The sequence below is a fragment of the Rhodomicrobium sp. genome (assembly GCF_047605405.1).
GTDB classification, from domain to species: Bacteria; Pseudomonadota; Alphaproteobacteria; order Rhizobiales; family Rhodomicrobiaceae; genus Rhodomicrobium; species Rhodomicrobium lacus.
In genome coordinates this window covers 1-15,432 of record NZ_JASGFR010000037.1, presented here as the reverse complement: position 1 = coordinate 15,432, position 15,432 = coordinate 1, and the positions used below count along the sequence as shown (strand labels likewise).

Below are 15,432 nucleotides of genomic sequence, written 5' to 3'. Positions count from 1 at the left end.
CATCTCGCACACGCCGCTTCCATGCGGACCGTGCCCCGACACGCCCGCCCGCCATCTATAGACGCGCGGCAACATCATCCGCGAAGATAAGCAGCTACAAGCGCAGGCGTTGCTTGCGCGAGGCCGTTCAGGTTGCTAACCCAAATGCGGGGCAACAGAGGGGACGGACGCATGCATTCGGCGGCAGAAGCAGGCGTTTCTCTGGCAGTTTGGCAAGGGTGGGGCGTGATCTCCGTGATGGCCGCGCTCATCGCGCTGCTCGCAACGGTGCTTGCGTGGCTCCTGCCGTTTCCCGACCGGGCTCTGTCGAGCCAGCTCGCGAGCTATCCCGACCGGATAGCACTCAAGGACCGCCTCGGCGCGGCGTCGCCTTTCAACGCCTGGCTCGTGACAGTGCGGCGGCTGGGAGAATGGCTCGACGAGTGGTTCGGTGCCCCTTTCAGCGGGCAGGCCTTTGAACGTTGCCTCGCCATCGCCTTCATTTTCCCGATCTCGCTTCTAACCCTCACGCTCATTACCAACGGAATCGCGATCGAAAAGATCTCGTGGCTTCAGGTGCTGGTCTTCGCCGCGGCTTTCGCGGTGATCGCGTCGGTCATCCTCGTCGCATTCCGCAACCTCGTGCGCCTCATCGAGCACGCCTGGACCACATTCGGCGGCGACAAAGCGCTGGCGCAAACCATCTCTCGCCTCGTGCTCGGCGGTTTCGCCTTCATGATCGCGTTTTCCATCGCTTTCGCGGTGGCGTCCGCCTTTTCCGGGCATCAGAACAACGCGACATCGGTGCTGGGTGCGATGGCGGGCGGTTTTGCGCTGGCCTTCGCTCTTACGATGGCGTTCGCGCTGGCCGGCGCCGTGCTGTTCTCGATCACGGTCGCGGTTCTCGCTGGCGCGGCACTGGCCTTCGCGAGCGAATTCACGTTTCTCCTGTTTCTCTTCTTTATCCTGCTTCCCATCACGAACGCTTCGGTGGACTGGCTCTCGTGGGCTGTGACGCGCTCTCTCATCCGCAAGGAGGAAACCGCCGAACCGAACCTGAAAGGCCGCTTCGCCGTGATCGGCGTCGTCGCCGGGACGTTCCTGTCGGGCGTGCTGCTCATGATCGTTCTGGCGCTGCTGCTGCCGAACACGCTCGAAGTGCTGAACCTCGCGCTCACCTCCGCCGATCTTCCCCGCTTCAACTGGGAAGCGCTGATGAACAAGGCGCTCTATGCGCCGTGGTCGGAAGGTCTGTTCGTGACCGGCATGCTGATGACGCCGCTCGTTCCGGCTGCCGTGCATCTCATCATCGGGCTGACCGGCGTGCTGGCGCGCTTCACGCCCGGCGCGCGGACGGCGGCGCAGAGCATTTCGGATCACCCCGAAGTGAGCCTCACGGAACAGGAGCAGGGCCCGGTGAAGATCACGCTGATCCTCGCGCGGCTCTGGTATCTCGTCGCGGCGGCGGCGACGGTCGCGGTCATCACGGGGACGGGCGCGCTTCTCTCGCTGACGCACGCTCCCGTGGGACAATTCCTGTCGAACGCCGCTCTGTGTGCGACGTCATGGAGCCACGGCAAATGTGGCTGGTTCTGATCGGCCCGGCAATGGGCTTCGCTATCGGCCGAAACTTCTGAAGATTTGTCCGGAAGCGCCGCGCTTCAGCGCGGTTGTCCGCCTTCTTTTCTTGCGTCCCGTTCTTTGAGTCCGGCGGCGCAAGCGGGCTGCAACTCTTTTTGATGGCTTTTCAGGCAGGCGATGATGCGACCGCCACCCGGCGTCACGTCCGAACAGAATTTCGAATAATCCGCCTTGCAGACCGCCTTGAGGTCGGCCTGCGCCACTGCTTGGCCGGAACCGAGAACCGCAAGCGCCATCATTACCGCGCAAATCCTGAGTTTTGGCATGTTTTCTCCTTCGAATTGAAATGCCCTGGCTAAGCGCCATCTTAGGAGACGGTGTGACGGCAAGGGGGCTTTCGCGTGTCGGTTCGCAATAGAAGCGTAACAAGCTATCTCAAGGCCTTGATCGGCGCTTTGGCGTTGACGGGGCTTTTCTGTCACGCTGCGGCCGCGCAGGATCTGCCTCCAGGCCACCCGCCGCTCGGTAAGGCAACCGATGTCAAGCGCGAGGCATCACCGGCCCCGTCGCAAGCCGGAGGCGGCTTCACACAGCATCTGCCCGCTGACAGCGTCACGCAGCACACGGTCACGCTCGACGGCAAACCGCTCGCCTACAAGGCTACGGCTGGCACGCTGCCGCTTCTCGGCCCGCAAGGTGATGTGGCGGCAAAGATGTTCTACGTCGCCTATCAGGCGGCCAACGCCCCCGCGCGCGCGACGACCTTCGTCTTCAACGGCGGCCCCGGCGCGGCATCGGCCTTCCTGCATATCGCGGCGCTCGGGCCCCGCATCGTTCCGTTCGCGGAGAACGGGGCAGCGCCGCTCCGGCCCGTCCGCTTCGTCGACAATCCCGCCACATGGCTCGCCTTCACCGATCTCGTCTTCATCGATCCCGTCGGTACGGGCTACAGCCGCGCCACTGGCGGCGGCGATGACAAGGAGGCCGCGTTCTGGGGCGACGAGAAAGATGCGAACTCCGTAGCCGCGTTCATCAGGGGCTGGCTCTCGCGCAACGGACGCAGCCTCGCGCCGGTCTATCTCGCAGGGGAGAGCTATGGTGGCCTTCGCGCCGCGATCCTCGCCGAAAAGCTGCTCGATGCCGGCCTTGACGTGCAAGGCGCGGTGCTGATTTCGCCCGCGCTCGACTTTCCGCTTCTGCGCGGCAATCGGTTCAACGTTCTGCCGCTGGCTTTCGACCTCCCTTCCCTCGCGGTCGCGGCCGCGGAGTTGAAGGACGGCACGAAGACGACGGTGGACAACATCGCGCGCGAGGCCGAAGCCTTCGCAGCGACCGATTATCTCGTGCATGTCGCGCGCGGGAGAGTGCCAAGCGAGGCCATAACGGCCAGGGTTTCGCAACTGACGGGGCTTTCCCCGGAGATTGTCGCCCGCAACCAGAGCCGCGCGCCGGACGACGTCTTCTTCGACGAATATGAGCGCGCGACAAACCGGAGGCTGAGCCGCTACGATGCCACCGTCAGCGCTCCGCTTCCGATGCCCGCCAAAAACGACAGGTTCGACGTGATCCTCGACGGCGCTTCGAGCGTGCTGGCACCGGCGGCCGCGACCTACATCGCGCAGGATCTCGGATTTCGCACCGACCTCGATTATCGCCTGTTGAACGAAACGGCCAATCGCCGCTGGTCGGGGGACCGGAAGCGGGCTCATGAGGCGAGCGGCGTCGAACTCATCGAGCGGGCACGCACGCAGAACCCCGCGCTCAAGGTTTTCATCGCCCACGGCTATACGGATCTCGTTACACCATACGCGCTGTCCAGATATCTGATCGGGCAGCTTCGCCCCATCGAAGGCGCGGCCCCGGTGGAGCTGCACGTCTATCGCGGCGGCCATATGATGTATTTCCGCGGCGCCTCGCGTGAGGCGCTCACTCGCGATGTGCGGCGGATGTATGAGACTTCGCAAAGATAGAGGCGCGTTCTGGTGCCAAAAACATCACAATGACGACCGAAAATTACGCAACGCGGGCTATTTTCATACGATTCGATAGAATCCCGCATTTTCTCCCTTTAAATTATGCCGAATAAAGGGAGGTGGGGCATGAAAAGAATAGTGCTGACAAGCGTCGTTTTGGCTGTGGCGGGCGCGACGGAAGTGAACGCTCAGGCGTCCGGCAGTTTTTACGGCGGCGCGGTCAACCGCAGCAGCATTTCGGGCGCATCCGGCGCGGGCCATGCTGCGGCGGCCGGGTTCGGGCTTCTCGCGTCGCGCGGCTGCTGGGCCGATGCGAATGTCGGCTGTAACGCAACGCCCATGGCCGGGTATCAGGAAGAAGCGGCCGCGCCCGCCGTGTCGACCGAGGATCCTCCGGCGGCCACCCCGGCAGCCGATGCGAAGCCTGCGAAGAAGGCCGCCAAATAGCCGGGAAAGTGACGCGCGCGGTCTTTTGATCGCGCGCGATGAAACGCGGCGCGCGCCCGGGCGTTGGCAGCACAAATCAGCCAGCCGCCGCGAGGATTTCATGATCTTTCCGAATGCCGATCAAACGAGCGCCGCCGTGGCGCTGCACTACAACGAACTCGACGGATTTTATCGCGAAATCTGGGGCGATCACGTCCATCACGGCTATTGGCGCACCGGTCGCGAGACGAGCGCGGAAGCCGCCGAGGCCCTAAGCGCTCTCGTCGCGGAGAGGCTTGGCCTCACCCGCGGGATGCGGGTTTGCGACATCGGCTGCGGCTATGGCGAAACGGCCCGGCTGTTCGCTTCGCGCTACGGCGTGGCGCTCGACGGCGTGACCATTTCCGAAAGCCAGTTTCGAATGGCGGCGGCGCGAAACTCACCCGGCGTCTCGATCGCGCTGTGTGACTGGCTGGAAAACGGCTTCGCGGACGAGAGCTTCGACCGCGCCTATGCCATCGAAAGCTCGGAGCACATTGCTGACAAGGCACGCTTTTTTGCCGAGGCGCATCGCGTGCTTCGCCGTGGCGGGCGGCTCGCGGTCTGCGCGTGGCTGGCGAAAAGCGGTTCGCTCGGGAGTGTCGACAGCCTCCTTCTCGAACGCATCTGCCGCTATGGGCGGCTGCCCGGCATGGGCACGGAGGAAGATTATCGCGCGCTGGCCGGGAGCGCGGGCTTTCGCGTCGCACGCGTGGACGACATCAGCGGGCAGGTGAGACGAACCTGGGCGATCTGCATCCGGCGCAGTCTCGCCAAGCTTGCGAGCGACGCCCGCTATCGGGCGTTCCTGTTCGGCGGCGGCGCGCATAACAAGGCATTCGCGGCGACGCTGTTTCTCATTCTCGCGGCCTACCGGACGGGCGCGATGCGTTATTGCGTGTTCACCTTCGAGAAATAAGCGGGAATCGCGCGCGGGCGCATCAGCGCCTGATCATGACCGTCGCCGGATCGCTTCGCCGCTCCCAGTTCACGCGTTCGAGTTCGGGCGTGCGCGCCTCTTCCAGCGGGTAGCCGATGCAGAAATAACCGATAAACTGCCAGTGCGGCGGCACATTGAGATCGCGTGCCACGCGGACGGGATCGAGGATCGACACCCAACCCATGCCGATGCCCTCCGCGCGCGCGGCAAGCCACAGCGTGTGCATCGCGCTCACGACCGAATAGGCGACGGTTTCCGGCATGGTCCGGCGGCCCACGGTGCGGCCCTTCTCTGGGTCCGGCTCCGCGAAGGCGGCGAGCTGCACCGGGGCCTCGCGAATGCCTTCCAGCTTCAGCGAGGCGTAGAGCGACGCGCGGTCGCCGGTATAGGACGACAGCGCCTCAGCATTCGCGTCCTCGAAATTGGCGGCGATCAGCCTGCGCTTTTCGGCGCTTTCCACAAGCACGAAGCGCCACGGCTCGCTGAGCCCGACGGAGGGCGCGAGGCAGGCGAGGCGCAACAGGCGTTCGATGGCGCCCTCGGGCAGCGGGTCGGTGCGGAAGCGTCGCACGTCGCGTCGCCATATGATGAGATCCTCAAGCTTCGTACGAAAGGTCTCGTCGAACACCGGCACCTCCGTGTCTGGCATCATGGCGGCGCTCACTTCGCGAGACGCGGGAGAATCGGGCTGACGTCGTAGCCAGCTTGCGCCGCTGTTTGCGCGATGTTGAGAGCGGAGCGTTTACCCGCTTGGGAGAGAGACCAAAGAAGCGTGCTGCGCGTGCCAGAGCGGCAGAAAGCGAGCGTCTTGCCCTTGCTTTCATCGAGCGCCTTGCCGAAGGCCGCCGCATCGGCGTCCGAGATAGCGCTGGCGCTTTCGATGGGAAGGTAAATCGCCGTGATGCCGTTCGCCTCTGCGGCCTTCTTTATCTCCGCGAAGGTCGGTTGGCCGGCGGCTTCGCCGTCGGGGCGGTTCGCAATGATGGTCTTGATGCCTTGAGCGGCGTAGGCCGGAATGTCTTCGACGCGGATTTGCGGCGCGACGGAGAGCGATTCCGTGAGTCTGGTGGAGGCTGCGGCCCTGTTGTCGGCTACGAAATGAACGTCGGACGGCCGCGCGAGGTCGGGCTGAGTTGCGGTCGCAAGCAGATAGATCCCCAAACAGGCCTCACAGATCACGGCGTAGCTCCCCTTTTCAATGCGCGGTCTGCTTTATATAGCGCGCTTCGAAGAGGTAACCACAGTGCGCGAGGCGACCATGGGACGCAGATCGGGGCCGAAGCCCCGTCTATGCGTCACTGCCAGATCTACTTTTCGAGACGCGGATAGACCGGGCTGATGTCGTATCCCGCACGCATGGCCGTCAGCGCAATCTGCTGGGCGGGAATTTTGCCGGCTTGCGAGAGCGACCAAATGAAGGTGCTGCGCGTGCCGGAGCGGCAGAAGGCGAGCACGGGCTTTTCCGCCTCGGCCAGTTCCTTCTCGAAGATCTCCGCGTCGGCGTCGCTGATCGCATTGGCGGCGCGGATCGGGTGATAGATGGTCTTGATGCCATTGGCTTCGGCAATCTTCTCGATCTCGCTGAAAGCCGGCTGTCCGGGCGTCTCGTTGTCTGGCCGGTTGCAAATGATCGTCTTTATCCCTTTTGAGGCGAGTTCTGGAATATCTGACACCTCGATCTGTCCCGCGACGTCGAGATCATCCGTTAGCCTGTGCAGTTCCATGCAATAATTTTCCTTCCCTAGAGCCGTTCAGCGCTCGAAAGGAAAACATATGCCCTGTCTTTGCCGATCTCAACTGTTTTGAGGCATGACAAAGGCGAATCTGCGTGATCGCGAGCATTGAGCGATGCGCGCTGATGGCGGCGTTGCAATCGGCCTTGGGAAACGGCGGGCGCCGCTCCATTTTACAGATCGACGCGGGAATGCTAAACCGCTGGAAATTTCACGCAAAACGGCAGCGCCGGACTCCTCCGATCCCCGGCGCGCAAGGATTCATAGATGGCCATTATCCGGCAGAAGACGGGGCTTACCTTCGACGACGTGCTATTGAGGCCCGGACACTCCGAAGTACTGCCTTCCGAGACGAACGTCACAACGTTTCTCACGCCCACGATTCGGCTCAACATCCCTATCATTTCTTCCGCGATGGACACCGTGACCGAAGGGCCGCTTGCCATCGCGATGGCGCAGGCGGGCGGTATCGGCGTCATCCATCGTAATCTCAAGCCGGAAGAGCAGGCTCAGCATGTCCGCCAGGTGAAGAAGTTCGAGAGCGGCATGGTGGTGAACCCTGTCACCATCGAGCCGACCGCCACGCTGAAGGATGCGCTCGAACTGATGAAGGCGCATGGCATCTCCGGTATCCCGGTGGTGGAAGGTCTCGCGAACGGCAATGGCGCCCCGCAAGGCAAGCTCGTCGGCATCCTCACCAACCGCGATGTGCGCTTCGCGAGCAACCCCTTGCAGCCCATCCATGAGCTGATGACGAAGGAAGATCTCATCACGGTGAAGGACGGCATCCCGCGCGACGAGGCGAAGCTTCTGCTTCACAAGCACCGTATCGAAAAGCTCATCGTGGTGGACGACAAGTACCGCTGCATCGGCCTCATCACCGTGAAGGACATCGAAAAAGCGGAGAGGCACCCCTACGCCAGCAAGGACGAACAAGGTCGCCTTCGCGTGGCGGCGGCGTCGTCGGTCGGCGAGGACGGCTTCGCGCGGAGCGAGATGCTCATCGACGCGGGCGTCGACGTGCTTGTGATAGACACGGCGCACGGCCATTCGCAGCGCGTGCTCGACGCGGTCGCCCGAATCAAGAAGCAGACCAACTCGGTGCAGATCATCGCGGGCAACGTCGCAACGGCGGAAGGCACGAAGGCGCTGATCGACGCCGGCGCGGATGCGGTGAAGATCGGCATCGGGCCGGGCTCCATTTGCACCACGCGCATCGTGGCTGGCGTCGGCGTGCCGCAGCTCACCGCGCTGATGGAAGCCGCCGAGGCGGCCGACAAGCACGGCATTCCGGTCATCGCAGACGGCGGCATCAAATATTCCGGCGATATCGCGAAGGCGCTTGCTTCGGGTGCATCGTCGGTGATGATCGGCTCGCTGCTCGCGGGCACGGACGAAAGCCCCGGCGAGGTCTATCTCTATCAGGGCCGCTCCTACAAGGCGTATCGCGGCATGGGGTCGCTCGGCGCGATGGCACGCGGCTCCGCCGACCGTTATTTCCAGGCCGAAGTGAGCGACACGCTGAAACTCGTGCCCGAAGGCATCGAGGGCCAGGTGCCCTACAAGGGGCCGGTCGCGAGCGTGCTGCATCAGCTCGTCGGCGGGCTCCGCGCGGCGATGGGCTACACCGGCACGCGAACGATCAAGGATCTTCACGAGAAGGCGGAGTTCATTCCGATCACCAACGCGGGCCTGCGCGAGAGCCACACACATGACGTGACCATCACGCGTGAATCGCCGAACTATCCGATCGGCGCCCATTGATCAGCTGCACCAAATCCGATTTGGGGCAGAGATGATCGCCATCTGAAACATAAAGCGTCGTGCCGTGTCCGACTTGCGGCACGATGCTGTTCGAGCACGATCGGCAAGCAGGATCGCCCTGCCCGGCTTTTGTCCAGCATCGCGTGTTTCCGGCGGCGGGGTGTTATCGAGGCGTCTCGACCGCATGGCTTCTGGAAAATTTTGCTCACATTCAAAGTCATGGCGGGATCGCGTTTTCAATTGACTGTCGATGCCGTTGTCGGGCGTCAGCAACCCGAGGTTCCATTCCACCTTTCCCTCACTGCCAGCGGGCATTCATAGTCGTCAGTTGATCGAAAGTTTTCCCCACAACTCCGGCTTTTCCTTGTTTTCCATTTGCTTATCGGCAAATCTCCGCCAGCCGACGAACACTTTTGACCAAGGGACAGCATGCAGCCCGGTGCGCGACTTCAAGCAGCAATCGAAATCCTGTCCGAGATCAGGGACCGAGGCAGACCGGCATCGGTCGCGCTGGCAGACTGGGGGCGCGCGCACCGCTTCGCCGGATCGGGGGATCGCGCCTGGATCGGCAACCTCGTTTACGACAGCCTCCGGCGCAAGGGATCGCTTGGCTACCTCATGGAGAGCGATGAGCCGCGCGCGGTGGCGCTGGCGGCGCTGCGGCGCTCCTGGGGGCTCACGACGGATGACATCGCCGCCCTGTGCTCGGGCGATGTGCATGCGCCGGAGACGCTGACGCCTGCCGAAATTGCCGGGCTTCAAAGGGACGATCTTTCCGCGGCGCCCGCTCACGTGCAGGGCGATTATCCCGAGTGGCTCAACGCGTCTTTCGCCGCGGCCTTTGGCGCGCGCGCTGCGACCGAGGGGCTGGCGCTCGCGAACCGCGCTCCGGTGGATCTCAGGGTTAACACGCTGAAAGCTACACGCGACAAGGTTCTGAAGGCGTTCGACCGCCATCATGCCGTTGAAACGCCGTGGTCTCCCATCGGCGTGCGGCTTCCCCCGCGCGAGGGCGGCGCGCGCAATCCGAATGTCGAAGCCGACCCGGCGCACGGCAAGGGCTGGTTCGAGGTTCAGGACGAAGGCAGCCAGATCGCGGCACTTATCGCCAACGCGGAACCCCGCATGCAGGTCGCCGATATCTGCGCAGGCTCCGGCGGCAAGACGCTGGCGCTCGCGGCGCACATGCAGAACACAGGCCAGATATATGCCTATGACGCGGACGCGACGCGCTTTCGCCCCATCTTCGAGCGGCTGAAACGGGCAGGAGCGCGCAACGTCCAAACGCTTCAGCCGGGCGAGACGGCGGCGCTCGATGCGCTGGCGGGGCATATGGATCTCGTTCTGGTCGATGCGCCATGCACCGGCACGGGCGTCTGGCGTCGCAAGCCGGACGCGAAGTGGAGGCTTTCGCCGCAGCAGCTTGAGGAGCGCGTCGCGACGCAATCGGCGCTTCTCGACATCGCGGCCACCCTCGTGAAGCCGGGCGGCGCGCTCGCCTACGTCACCTGTTCGGTTCTGCCGGAAGAGAACCAGCTTCAGATCGAGGCTTTTCTCGCTCGCGCGCCGGGTTTCGTGGCCGTCGATGTCGCCCGCCGCGCGAAGGAGGTTCTCGGCCATACGATCGAGACGGCCTATGCGGGCGAGGGCCATGGTCTTCTTCTCACGCCTGCCCGTCACGAAACGGACGGTTTCTTCATCGCGCTGTTGACCAGACGCGCGGCATAAAAGCGTTCTCGCGAAAAGGCACAAAATTGCCTAAAATTTGCCCCGGGACGGTGTCCTAGCTCGCCGCCGATCCGCTAACGAACAGTCATAATACGGATCTATCGATCCTCGCGCATGGGCCGCAACGGCAAGCCGTATCGACGACCGCAGCATGCGCGGGATGCAACTGCCGCGCGATGACCCTTCGCCCGAAGAGCACCGCGCCCCGGTTCGACAACCGTTCACACTCAGGACAAGCGAGTTTCCACCATGGGTTTCCTCAAGGCCATCGTTTCATTGGTTCTCTTTGCCATCATCGCCGTCGCCGGCTATTGGCTCATCGCCTCCTACACCACGAAGGGCGAGTTGCCCTACTGGGCGGAGATCAACGGCAACCTCCCCGATCCGCTCCGCGATTTCGCCTGCGCGAACATCAAGAAGACGGACGCGACGGCCGTCGTGCCGAGCTGTCCGGCGATTTAGAGCGGCGGATCTGAAATCGGTCTCACCTTGTGTGGCGCGTGCGTCGCCGATTTCAAATTCATAAGCCGCTCTAAAACCTCAATTTCCAGAGCCGTTATGGACCTAAAGCCGCCGCACATCCGTGGCGCGCATTAAAAGTCGGGCGCTTTAAGCCTCGCGGCGGGTTTGCGGCCGGAATGCTTTACGCGCGCAAAAACAAGGCTATGTTAGGGGTGGGTTCGCGCTTGCGCGGACCCATTCGATTTTCTGGACAGAAGTGGAGCTTCTCTTGACCGGTCTTCCCACTACGGATGCCGTTCTCATTGTCGATTTCGGCAGCCAGGTCACGCAGCTGATCGCCAGGCGCGTGCGCGAAGCCGGTGTCTACTGCGAAATCCATCCCTATCAGTCGGCGGCTGCCGCCTTCGAGACGTTGAAGCCGAAGGGCGTGATCTTTTCCGGCGGCCCGGACTCGGTAACGCGCGAGGGAAGTCCCCGCGCGCCGCAGGCCGTATTCGATAGCGGCGTTCCGATCCTCGCCATCTGTTACGGCCAGCAGACGCTGGCCCTTCAACTCGGCGGAGATGTCGAGGGTGGCCATGCCGCCGAGTTCGGCCGCGCCGATGTCGAGATCCTGAAACCGTCGCCGCTTTTCGACGGCATCTGGCAGGTCGGTCAGCGCTATCCGGTGTGGATGAGCCACGGCGATCGCGTCACCCGCGCGCCCGAGGGCTTCGAGGTGATCGGCGTATCCGAGAACGCACCCTTCGCGATCCTCGTCGACGAATCCAGGCGCTATTACACGACCATGTTCCATCCGGAGGTGGTGCACACACCGGACGGCGCGAAGCTCCTCTCCAACTTCGTGCACAAGATCGTCGGCCTGAAATCGGACTGGACCATGTCCGCCTACCGCGCCGAGATGATCCGCAAGATCCGCGAGCAGGTCGGCAAGGAGCGGGTGATCTGCGGTCTTTCGGGCGGCGTCGACTCTTCGGTGGCGGCCGTGCTCATCCATGAGGCCATCGGCGACCAGCTGACCTGCATCTATGTCGACCACGGCCTCATGCGCCTCGGGGAGAGCGAGCAGGTCGTCGGCATGTTTCGCGACCATTACAATATTCCGCTGGTTCATGTGGATGCGTCCGACCTCTTCATCGGCCAACTCGAAGGCGAGGCCGATCCCGAAAAGAAGCGCAAGACCATCGGGCGCCTGTTCATCGAGGTGTTCGAGGCAGAGGCCAGGAAGATCGCCGCCGACGGCCACGGCGCGCCGACCTTCCTTGCACAAGGCACGCTTTACCCGGACGTGATCGAGAGCGTCAGCTTCTCCGGCGGTCCGTCCGTGACGATCAAGAGCCATCACAACGTCGGCGGTCTGCCCGAGCGCATGAACATGAAGCTGGTGGAGCCCCTGCGCGAACTCTTCAAGGACGAGGTGCGCGCGCTCGGCCGCGAACTCGGCCTGCCGGAGAGCTTCATCGGCCGCCATCCGTTCCCGGGGCCCGGTCTCGCCATCCGCCTGCCCGGCGGCGTCACGCGGGAAAAGCTCGATATCCTGAGGAAGGCGGATGCGATCTATCTCGACGAGATCCGCAAGGCCGGGCTCTACGACCATATCTGGCAGGCGTTTTCGGTGCTTCTGCCGGTGCAGACAGTGGGCGTCATGGGCGACGGGCGAACCTACGACCGCGTGCTCGCGCTGCGCGCCGTCACCTCGGTCGATGGCATGACCGCCGACTTCTTTCCCTTCGACATGGGCTTTCTGGGCCGCACGGCGACGCGCATCATCAACGAGGTGAAGGGCGTCAACCGCGTCGTGTACGACGTGACGTCGAAGCCGCCGGGGACCATCGAGTGGGAATGATTCAGGCCCATCCAAACGCCGCCGGATCTACGCTACGAAACGATCTAAAGCACTGAAAACAAAAATAAATCCCTTCTATGCCTATCGATACCTATCGGTGGGCATAGATTGCGTTCAGCGGCCTCGCTGACGGGCCTCGCCCCCATTGATCAACCGGAAAAACGAAAGTACCGTCAGGTCAAGCGAGGCCAATGACGGTACTTTTTTCGAACTAATGCGCTGAAATAAAAGCGTTTTCGACGCCATCGGCCTGCAAAAACCGCGTGACGGTACTTTTCCGCGAGGAGGCCCGCAATGTTGACCGATGCAGCACTCAAGTGCTTGAAAGCAAAAGCCAAAATGTACAAGGTATCCGATCGTGACGGCATGTATGTGCGCGTCGCCCCGTCGGGCGCCATCTCGTTCAGGCTCGACTATCGGCTGAACGGCAGGCGGGAGACCGTCTATCTCGGCAGATATGCCCGTGACGGAATATCGCTCGCCAGAGCTCGCGAGCTATGCATCGACGCCCGGCGCGCGATCGCCGAGGGGCGGTCTCCCGCCATCGAGAAGCAGCGCGAAAAGCGTCGGATCAAGGAAGCAAAGAGTTTCGGCCAGTTCGGCGAGAAGTGGCTGACCAGCGCGACGATGGCCGACAGCACGCGCGCGATGCGGCGCTCCATCTTCGAACGCGAACTCATGCCCGTCTGGCGGAATCGTCTCCTGACGGAGATCACGCCCGATGACCTGCGCGCTCACTGCGGCAAGATCGTCGAACGCGGCGCGCCTGCGACCGCCATCCATGTGCGGGATATCCTGAAGCAGATCTACGGCTTTGCCATTCTGCACGGCGAGAAGGTCGCCAATCCGGCCGATGACGTCGGCCCGGCCTCGATCGCTACCTTTACGCCGAAGGATCGCGCGCTTTCGCCCGCGGAGATCCGCATCATGTTCAAGCAGCTCGAGCATGTCGCGACGCTGCCGACGATCCGCCTCGGTATGAAGCTCTACCTCCTCACCATGGTCCGGAAGAGCGAGTTGCAGGATGCGGTGTGGGACGAGATCGATTTCGACAATGCCGTCTGGACCATCCCGAAGGAGCGCATGAAGCGATCGAAGCCGCACAACGTCTATCTGTGCCGGCAGACCCTCGACATCATGATCGCGCTCAAGACCTGCTCCGGCAACTCCCGATACCTATTGCCCTCCCGGTACGACGCGGACGCGCCCATGTCTCGCGCGACCTTCAATCGAATCACCTACGCCGTCGTCGAACAGGCGAAGAAGGAAGGGCTGCCGCTGGAGCCTTTCACGGTCCATGATCTGCGGCGAACGGGCTCGACGCTGTTAAACGAGCTGGGCTTTAACAGCGACTGGATCGAAAAGTGCCTGGCGCACGAAGACGGGCGTTCGTCGCGCGGCGTCTATAACAAGGCCGAGTATGAGGTGCAGCGCCGGCACATGATGCAGCAGTGGGCGGATACCGTGGATGCCTGGATCGACGGCCGGAAATACGCCCCCACGCTTTTGCCGCAAGCTATGCCCTTGATGGAGCTTGATCCCGCCCTTTGACGGGGCGGGTTTTTCGCTTGGTGACGTCGGGGTGCTGTGCTCGACGGATCGGGGCAGTCCGCCGTGCCGTGAGCCAAGCCTCGACCTCGGCCAGGTCCCAAACGATACACCGTGGCGAGAGCGCGAACCGACGGGGAAACTCGCCACGCTGCTCCATTTCGTAAATCGTGCTGTCAGCCATCGGCACCATCTCTCGCAGTTGGTGACGTCGAATCGTTCTTCGAATCTGCGGAGGTTCTGTCTTCGCCATGCTCAATCTCCTTGTTTGCTGAGGCGATTGAGAACGATAGATGCTGATACTGGAAGCCCTTTCGAAATGCCGTGCGGTATTCGGAGGCTATGGCGTACACATCGGCGGGTTCTTTTTGACTGCCAGGTGCAGCATAGGGGCAGACAGGCACTGATGGACAAGCTCGAAAAGTGGGGGCTCGGCGGCGCTCTTCAAGCCAAGCCTCCACTTCACCGCGATCCCACACGACGGTTCGAGAGGTCAGGTGGAAGCGCTGCGGAAACTCGCCGTGCTGCTCCATGTCGTAAATGGTCGTGTCGGCCAGGAGGACGATCTCGCGAAGCTGGTGCCTACGGATGGTGCGTTTGCTGAGAGGGGCCTGTGTCTGGCTCATTGTCCAGCGCCACCGTCGTCGATCCCGTCATTCCATGTGCTCATCCCAGACCTCCTTCAATTGGCCGGGATAGCGACTTGGCTGCATTCCCGGCGTCTGGCGAACCATGGCGATGGATCGGCCGCCGGTAGCGTGCCGCATTCGCGTTCGTTCGCGCGCGGCCCCCTTCGGCAATCGGCTCCGCATGACGTGTGCGGTGATTAGGGGCGATAATCGCCGCATATCGTGCGGTGATTAACCTTGCTCTTTGCGGCGAATAGCGGCTATAATCGCCGCGAAAGGTGCGGCGATTATGAAGTATATCCATAATTTGACGGACTGGCCGGAGCTGCACTGGAGCGATGAGAAGCTCGCGCAGCGCCTCGCGGCCGTGCGACATCGACAGGGGCGGCTGATCGGTCGCATGGAGGCGCTTGGCTTCCCGCTTCGCGAGGAAGCCGTCCTCCATGCCCTGACCGAAGACGTTCTGAAGTCCAGCGAGATCGAAGGCGAGGTGCTTGACCGGGAGCAGGTTCGTTCCTCGATCGCCCTCCGCCTCGGCATGGATATCGGCGGTTTGGTCGCCGCTGATCGCCATGTCGAAGGCGTCGTGGAAATGATGCTCGACGCCACGCAGAACTATAAGCAGCCCTTGACCGCGGAGCGGCTGTTCGGCTGGCACGCGGCGTTGTTCCCCACGGGACGCAGCGGAATGAGCCGTATCACCGTGGGCGCCTGGCGCACCCCCGAAGCCGGCCCGATGCAAGTCGTGTCGGGGCCGGTCGGGCGCGAGCGCGTTCACTATGAA

At 62.9% G+C, this 15,432-nt stretch carries 17 protein-coding genes; 10 read left to right on the top strand and 7 right to left on the bottom strand.

The window, feature by feature from the left end; all coding sequences use genetic code 11:
* Nucleotides 1-171: 171 nt before the first annotated feature.
* Entirely contained in the window at nt 172-1,575 is a 1,404-nt protein-coding gene (locus tag QM659_RS13660; RefSeq protein WP_415188831.1) for a hypothetical protein, read from the top strand.
* A 65-nt stretch (nt 1,576-1,640) separates the two neighbouring features.
* Here QM659_RS13660 and QM659_RS13655 read toward each other — a convergent pair whose 3' ends face one another.
* Nucleotides 1,641-1,859 (bottom strand): cysteine rich repeat-containing protein, encoded by a 219-nt coding sequence (locus QM659_RS13655; RefSeq protein WP_415188830.1) that lies wholly within the window; start codon nt 1,857-1,859, stop codon nt 1,641-1,643.
* Nucleotides 1,860-1,961: 102 nt separating this feature from the next.
* Between QM659_RS13655 and QM659_RS13650 the strand changes: the two genes are divergently transcribed.
* From QM659_RS13650 to QM659_RS13640, 3 genes are all read left to right on the top strand, one after another.
* Nucleotides 1,962-3,530 carry a S10 family peptidase gene (locus tag QM659_RS13650; protein WP_415188829.1) on the top strand — a complete coding sequence of 523 codons (1,569 nt, stop codon included), beginning with the start codon at nt 1,962-1,964 and terminating at the stop codon, nt 3,528-3,530.
* Between the two features lie 129 nt (nt 3,531-3,659).
* Nucleotides 3,660-3,980 carry a hypothetical protein gene (locus QM659_RS13645; protein ID WP_303484558.1) on the top strand — a complete coding sequence of 107 codons (321 nt, stop codon included), beginning with the start codon at nt 3,660-3,662 and terminating at the stop codon, nt 3,978-3,980.
* A 100-nt stretch (nt 3,981-4,080) separates the two neighbouring features.
* A complete protein-coding gene (locus QM659_RS13640) occupies nt 4,081-4,917 on the top strand; it encodes a class I SAM-dependent methyltransferase (RefSeq protein WP_415188828.1) in 837 nt (278 codons plus the stop codon).
* A 22-nt stretch (nt 4,918-4,939) separates the two neighbouring features.
* Here the strand turns inward: QM659_RS13640 and bluB are convergent, their stop codons facing one another.
* From bluB to QM659_RS13625, 3 genes are all read right to left on the bottom strand, one after another.
* Complete coding sequence (gene bluB, locus QM659_RS13635) at nt 4,940-5,590, bottom strand: 5,6-dimethylbenzimidazole synthase (RefSeq protein ID WP_415188827.1); 651 nt, start codon at nt 5,588-5,590, stop codon at nt 4,940-4,942.
* A gap of 8 nt (nt 5,591-5,598) precedes the next feature.
* Nucleotides 5,599-6,099, bottom strand: coding sequence for a TIGR01244 family sulfur transferase (locus QM659_RS13630; RefSeq protein ID WP_415188826.1), 501 nt, complete (start codon nt 6,097-6,099; stop codon nt 5,599-5,601).
* A 146-nt stretch (nt 6,100-6,245) separates the two neighbouring features.
* On the bottom strand, nt 6,246-6,662 hold the full coding sequence (locus tag QM659_RS13625; RefSeq protein WP_303484548.1) for a TIGR01244 family sulfur transferase: 417 nt from the start codon (nt 6,660-6,662) through the stop codon (nt 6,246-6,248).
* Nucleotides 6,663-6,938: 276 nt separating this feature from the next.
* On the opposite strand from QM659_RS13625, the gene guaB reads away from it, so the two are divergent.
* Complete coding sequence (gene guaB, locus QM659_RS13620) at nt 6,939-8,435, top strand: IMP dehydrogenase (protein WP_303484546.1); 1,497 nt, start codon at nt 6,939-6,941, stop codon at nt 8,433-8,435.
* On the opposite strand, the gene QM659_RS13615 is transcribed toward guaB, so the two are convergent.
* Complete coding sequence (locus QM659_RS13615) at nt 8,436-8,726, bottom strand: hypothetical protein (RefSeq protein WP_415188825.1); 291 nt, start codon at nt 8,724-8,726, stop codon at nt 8,436-8,438. It abuts the gene before it with no gap.
* 138 nt (nt 8,727-8,864) lie between these two features.
* Here QM659_RS13615 and QM659_RS13610 point away from each other — a divergent pair, with 138 nt between their 5' ends.
* The 4 genes from QM659_RS13610 (at nt 8,865) to QM659_RS13595 (ending at nt 14,022) form a co-directional block, all read left to right on the top strand.
* Complete coding sequence (locus tag QM659_RS13610; protein ID WP_415188824.1) at nt 8,865-10,163, top strand: RsmB/NOP family class I SAM-dependent RNA methyltransferase; 1,299 nt, start codon at nt 8,865-8,867, stop codon at nt 10,161-10,163.
* Nucleotides 10,164-10,412: 249 nt separating this feature from the next.
* A complete protein-coding gene (locus QM659_RS13605; RefSeq protein WP_303484544.1) occupies nt 10,413-10,625 on the top strand; it encodes a hypothetical protein in 213 nt (70 codons plus the stop codon).
* Between the two features lie 268 nt (nt 10,626-10,893).
* The gene (guaA, locus tag QM659_RS13600; protein WP_415188823.1) at nt 10,894-12,471 is read left to right on the top strand and encodes a glutamine-hydrolyzing GMP synthase; all 1,578 of its coding nucleotides are present in this window, start codon (nt 10,894-10,896) and stop codon (nt 12,469-12,471) included.
* 294 nt (nt 12,472-12,765) lie between these two features.
* The gene (locus QM659_RS13595; protein WP_415188822.1) at nt 12,766-14,022 is read left to right on the top strand and encodes a tyrosine-type recombinase/integrase; all 1,257 of its coding nucleotides are present in this window, start codon (nt 12,766-12,768) and stop codon (nt 14,020-14,022) included.
* Here the strand turns inward: QM659_RS13595 and QM659_RS13590 are convergent.
* Entirely contained in the window at nt 13,988-14,272 is a 285-nt protein-coding gene (locus QM659_RS13590; RefSeq protein WP_415188821.1) for a helix-turn-helix transcriptional regulator, read from the bottom strand. The genes QM659_RS13595 and QM659_RS13590 overlap by 35 nt on opposite strands.
* Nucleotides 14,196-14,645: a helix-turn-helix transcriptional regulator gene (locus tag QM659_RS13585; RefSeq protein WP_415188820.1), complete on the bottom strand. Its 450-nt coding sequence runs from the start codon at nt 14,643-14,645 to the stop codon at nt 14,196-14,198. Before QM659_RS13585 ends, QM659_RS13590 begins: the two co-directional genes overlap by 77 nt.
* A gap of 292 nt (nt 14,646-14,937) precedes the next feature.
* Here QM659_RS13585 and QM659_RS13580 point away from each other — a divergent pair.
* Nucleotides 14,938-15,432: DUF4172 domain-containing protein (locus QM659_RS13580; RefSeq protein WP_415188819.1), on the top strand; the 495-nt coding region annotated here is incomplete at its 3' end.

Coding starts and splice junctions, on each gene's coding strand:
- QM659_RS13660 (WP_415188831.1), top strand. CDS start 172: ATGCATTCGGCGGCAGAAGCAGGCGTTTCTCTGGCAGTTTGGCAAGGG.
- QM659_RS13655 (WP_415188830.1), bottom strand. CDS start 1,859: ATGATGGCGCTTGCGGTTCTCGGTTCCGGCCAAGCAGTGGCGCAGGCC.
- QM659_RS13645 (WP_303484558.1), top strand. CDS start 3,660: ATGAAAAGAATAGTGCTGACAAGCGTCGTTTTGGCTGTGGCGGGCGCG.
- QM659_RS13640 (WP_415188828.1), top strand. CDS start 4,081: ATGATCTTTCCGAATGCCGATCAAACGAGCGCCGCCGTGGCGCTGCAC.
- bluB (WP_415188827.1), bottom strand. CDS start 5,590: ATGATGCCAGACACGGAGGTGCCGGTGTTCGACGAGACCTTTCGTACG.
- QM659_RS13625 (WP_303484548.1), bottom strand. CDS start 6,662: ATGGAACTGCACAGGCTAACGGATGATCTCGACGTCGCGGGACAGATC.
- guaB (WP_303484546.1), top strand. CDS start 6,939: ATGGCCATTATCCGGCAGAAGACGGGGCTTACCTTCGACGACGTGCTA.
- QM659_RS13610 (WP_415188824.1), top strand. CDS start 8,865: ATGCAGCCCGGTGCGCGACTTCAAGCAGCAATCGAAATCCTGTCCGAG.
- QM659_RS13605 (WP_303484544.1), top strand. CDS start 10,413: ATGGGTTTCCTCAAGGCCATCGTTTCATTGGTTCTCTTTGCCATCATC.
- QM659_RS13595 (WP_415188822.1), top strand. CDS start 12,766: ATGTTGACCGATGCAGCACTCAAGTGCTTGAAAGCAAAAGCCAAAATG.
- QM659_RS13590 (WP_415188821.1), bottom strand. CDS start 14,272: ATGGCGAAGACAGAACCTCCGCAGATTCGAAGAACGATTCGACGTCAC.
- QM659_RS13585 (WP_415188820.1), bottom strand. CDS start 14,645: ATGAGCCAGACACAGGCCCCTCTCAGCAAACGCACCATCCGTAGGCAC.